The following is a 3101-nucleotide window of genomic DNA, read 5'->3' as shown; positions in this document are numbered from 1 at the left end:
GAGGGTCGTCGTCAGCCATGCCTGGCCGAGCTCGATCGTGGTGACGAACTGGCCGAGCTTCTGGCCGAACGCATCGCTGAAGTCGAGGGGCTCCCCCGTGACCACGAGGAACGTGAAGATGCCGGTGGCGGCACTCGCGACCGTGAGCACGGCAGCGGATGCCGCAGCGACGTCGAGCGCGACGTCGAACTCGCGCCGCTTCGGGGTGAGCGCCCACACGGCGAGCACGAGCGCGCCGATCATGCCGGCCGCCCCGAGGTTCACGACGAGCTTCGAGATGGGAAGCCCGAATCGCGCCACGGGTCCGGGATCCTGGATCGGCAGGGGTGCGGCTCCGCCGCCGTAGGCGAGACCCGCGAACGTCGCGAGGAGCGCGACGGCGAGGAGCACGGCGGGGCCGAGCACGCGAACGGAGCGGGGCACCGAACCAGCCTAGACGGCGCCACCCGGGAGCCCGCCCCGAGCGTTTCGTCGCGGCATCCGCCGGCGTGACGTCGCGTCATCCGTCGGCGTGACGTCGCGTCATCCGTCGGGCTGCTGCCCTCGCCCGTGCGCGCTCGCCTGACGGGAGGAGTTCAGCGCGACGGGAGGATCCGAGCCGCGATCTCGTCCTCCCGCGGTGGGGTTCTCCTCCGCTGCCGGTCACGGGTCGGTGCGACGGGCGGCCGGCGGCTCAGCGCAGGCACGACACGCACGCCAGGCACCCACGCATGACGAAGGGGCGCACGGCCTGCGCCGTACGCCCCTTCGGGAGTCGCGGATGCTTACTTCGCGGCAGCCTTGAGCTTCGAGCCCGCCGAGATCTTGACCGAGTGACCGGCCGGGATGTCGATGGTCGCACCCGTCTGGGGGTTGCGGCCGGTGCGAGCAGCGCGCGAGGTGCGCTCGACGGCGAGCCAGCCCGGGATCGAGACCTTGGTGCCCGAGCCGACCGACTCGGCGAGCGTGTCGAAGAGACCGCCGAGCACGGCGTCGACGGTGGCCTGGCTCTGGCCGGTCGAGGCGGCGATCTTCGCGACGAGCTCGGTCTTGTTCAGCGACTTGTCAGCCATTGAGTGTCCTCCTCGGACTTTCGCTGTTTTCGGTACAGCACTTATTGAGAACTCGAGAACGATCGTTCAACCGCCCCCGTGGCCGATCGGGCCGCCTCGAATGTAGCAGAGAACCCCGGAAATACGCGGATTTCCGGGTCATTCGGGCACATCGAGCGCGGCGTGTCGCCGGCGATCGACGCTGGTCTCGCAGCGGCGAACGAAGAAGGGCGCCCCTTTCGGGACGCCCCTCTCGGTGAAACCGGGTGCTACCAGCTCGACTTGGTGATGCCGGGCAGCTCGCCACGGTGCGCCATGTCGCGGAAACGCACGCGCGAGATGCCGAACTTCGAGAGGTTGCCTCGGGGGCGACCGTCGATGGCGTCGCGGTTGCGCAGGCGAACCGGCGAAGCGTCGCGGGGAAGCTTCTGCAGGCCCTGGCGGGCGGCCTCGCGGGACTCGTCGGTGCCGTTCGGGTCGACGAGGGCCTTCTTCAGTTCGAGGCGCTTCGCGGCGTAGCGCTCCACGATCTCCTGGCGCTGGTTGTTGCGCGCGATCTTGCTCTTCTTCGCCATGTCTTAGCGCTCCTCTCGGAAGTCGACGTGCTTGCGCACCACGGGGTCGTACTTCTTGAGCACGAGACGGTCGGGGTCGTTGCGACGGTTCTTGCGGGTCACGTAGGTGTACCCGGTGCCGGCCGTCGAACGGAGCTTGATGATGGGGCGGATGTCCTGCTGCTTGGCCATTAGAGCTTCACCCCACGTGCCTGGATGTCCTTGATGACTGCTTCGATGCCACGGGCGTCGATCACCTTGATGCCCTTGGCGGACACGTTGAGGGTGACGTTACGACGCAGCGAGGGCACGTAGTAGGTCTTCTTCTGCACGTTCGGGTCGAAGCGACGCTTCGTCCGGCGGTGCGAGTGCGAGATGTTGTGTCCGAAGCCGGGAACGGCTCCGGTCACCTGGCACACTGCTGCCATTGGTGTACTTCCTTCATCATTACGACGGAGCATGCTCCGCCTGGGCTACCGCGGGGCGAGCGCCCCACCCAAGGTCACTTGTCGGCATGCCAGGTTCGGATCGCCAGGCGTCTGAACGGCACACAAAGAAGCGCAGCATTGCTGCACAACCTGTTCATCGTACCCGATGCCGGGCCCGAAGTCACTTCGGCCGGGCGACGGCGATCAGTTGCGGTCGGATGCCGCGAGCTTCGTGCAGTTCGCACAGAGTCCGAACACGTCGACGACATGGGCGGCGCCCGTGAAGCCGTGCTCGGCCGCGACGCGCTTCGCCCACGCCTCGACCTCGTCGGCGGCGATCTCGACGGTGAGCCCGCAGTTTCGACAGATCAGGTGGTGGTGGTGCCCGGTGGTGCTGCACGCACGGTAGAGCGCCTCGCCCTCGGGAGACTGGAGCGAGTCGGCCTCGCCGTTCGCGGCGAGGTCGCCGAGGGCACGATAGACCGTCGCCAGGCCGATGGGCGATCCGCTCGCGTGCAGCGAGGAGTGCAGGGCCTGCGCGCTGATGAAGCCCTCGGTGTCGTCGAGTGCTTCACGAACGGCCTCGCGCTGCCAGGTGTTGCGTTTCATGCGATTCGTGCGTCCTCTGCGGTCTCCACGGGGATGGAGGCTCGATTCCACGGTACTGCGCGAACCTTGGAGATTCCCAGCGCGATGAGGAAGAACGCGGTCGCCGCGAGCGCGATCGACGGGCCTGCCGCAACCGCGAACGCGCGGGAGACGAGCACCCCCACGACCCCCGACGCGGCCCCGATGACGGGCGCCGCGAACAGGATGCCGCGATACGTCGGTACGACGAGCCGGGCGCCGGCCGCCGGTGCGGCGATGAGCGCGATCGCGAGGATGGCGCCGACCGCGGGCAGTGCGCTCACGACGGTCGCAGCGGTGAGGGCGAGCACGAGCAGTTCCACGGGCCACTCGCGATAGCCGACGGCGCGGTACCCCCTCGGGTCGAACGTCGAGAAGGCGATCTCCTTGCCGAAGATCGCGACGGCGACGACCGCGACGACCGCGACGGATGCCGCGAGCACGATGTCGCCGTCGCTCAC

Annotated in this window: 6 protein-coding genes and 1 pseudogene; all 7 read right to left on the bottom strand. The window is 68.5% G+C overall.

What is annotated here, in order from left to right; all coding sequences use genetic code 11:
• Positions 1-423, bottom strand: a pseudogene (locus RIN18_RS17440) (copper transporter); the annotation flags it as partial.
• Positions 424-764: 341 nt separating this feature from the next.
• Complete coding sequence (locus RIN18_RS17435) at positions 765-1052, bottom strand: HU family DNA-binding protein (RefSeq protein ID WP_309105244.1); 288 nt, start codon at positions 1050-1052, stop codon at positions 765-767.
• Positions 1053-1300: 248 nt separating this feature from the next.
• Positions 1301-1606 carry a 30S ribosomal protein S14 gene (gene rpsN, locus RIN18_RS17430; protein ID WP_309105243.1) on the bottom strand — a complete coding sequence of 102 codons (306 nt, stop codon included), beginning with the start codon at positions 1604-1606 and terminating at the stop codon, positions 1301-1303.
• A gap of 3 nt (positions 1607-1609) precedes the next feature.
• Entirely contained in the window at positions 1610-1777 is a 168-nt protein-coding gene (gene rpmG / locus RIN18_RS17425; protein WP_089916186.1) for a 50S ribosomal protein L33, read from the bottom strand.
• Positions 1777-2013 carry a 50S ribosomal protein L28 gene (gene rpmB, locus RIN18_RS17420; protein WP_056727420.1) on the bottom strand — a complete coding sequence of 79 codons (237 nt, stop codon included), beginning with the start codon at positions 2011-2013 and terminating at the stop codon, positions 1777-1779. The genes rpmG and rpmB overlap by 1 nt, the downstream gene beginning before the upstream one ends.
• A gap of 204 nt (positions 2014-2217) precedes the next feature.
• Positions 2218-2622 (bottom strand): transcriptional repressor, encoded by a 405-nt coding sequence (locus RIN18_RS17415; protein WP_309105242.1) that lies wholly within the window; start codon positions 2620-2622, stop codon positions 2218-2220.
• Positions 2619-3101 (bottom strand): metal ABC transporter permease (locus RIN18_RS17410; protein ID WP_309105241.1); only part of this gene is annotated, 483 nt, incomplete at its 5' end. The genes RIN18_RS17415 and RIN18_RS17410, both read right to left, overlap by 4 nt.

It is taken from the genome of Microbacterium sp. (assembly GCF_031179285.1).
In the GTDB taxonomy this organism is placed as follows: Bacteria; Actinomycetota; Actinomycetes; order Actinomycetales; family Microbacteriaceae; genus Microbacterium.
Note: the sequence above shows the minus strand (reverse complement) of the source record. Positions and strands in the feature narration are given on the sequence as shown.

Bases quoted from the DNA above. Each gene is read 5' to 3' on its own strand.
- RIN18_RS17415 (WP_309105242.1), bottom strand. From the start codon at position 2,622: ATGAAACGCAACACCTGGCAGCGCGAGGCCGTTCGTGAAGCACTCGAC.
- RIN18_RS17435 (WP_309105244.1), bottom strand. From the start codon at position 1,052: ATGGCTGACAAGTCGCTGAACAAGACCGAGCTCGTCGCGAAGATCGCC.
- rpsN (WP_309105243.1), bottom strand. From the start codon at position 1,606: ATGGCGAAGAAGAGCAAGATCGCGCGCAACAACCAGCGCCAGGAGATC.
- rpmB (WP_056727420.1), bottom strand. From the start codon at position 2,013: ATGGCAGCAGTGTGCCAGGTGACCGGAGCCGTTCCCGGCTTCGGACAC.
- rpmG (WP_089916186.1), bottom strand. From the start codon at position 1,777: ATGGCCAAGCAGCAGGACATCCGCCCCATCATCAAGCTCCGTTCGACG.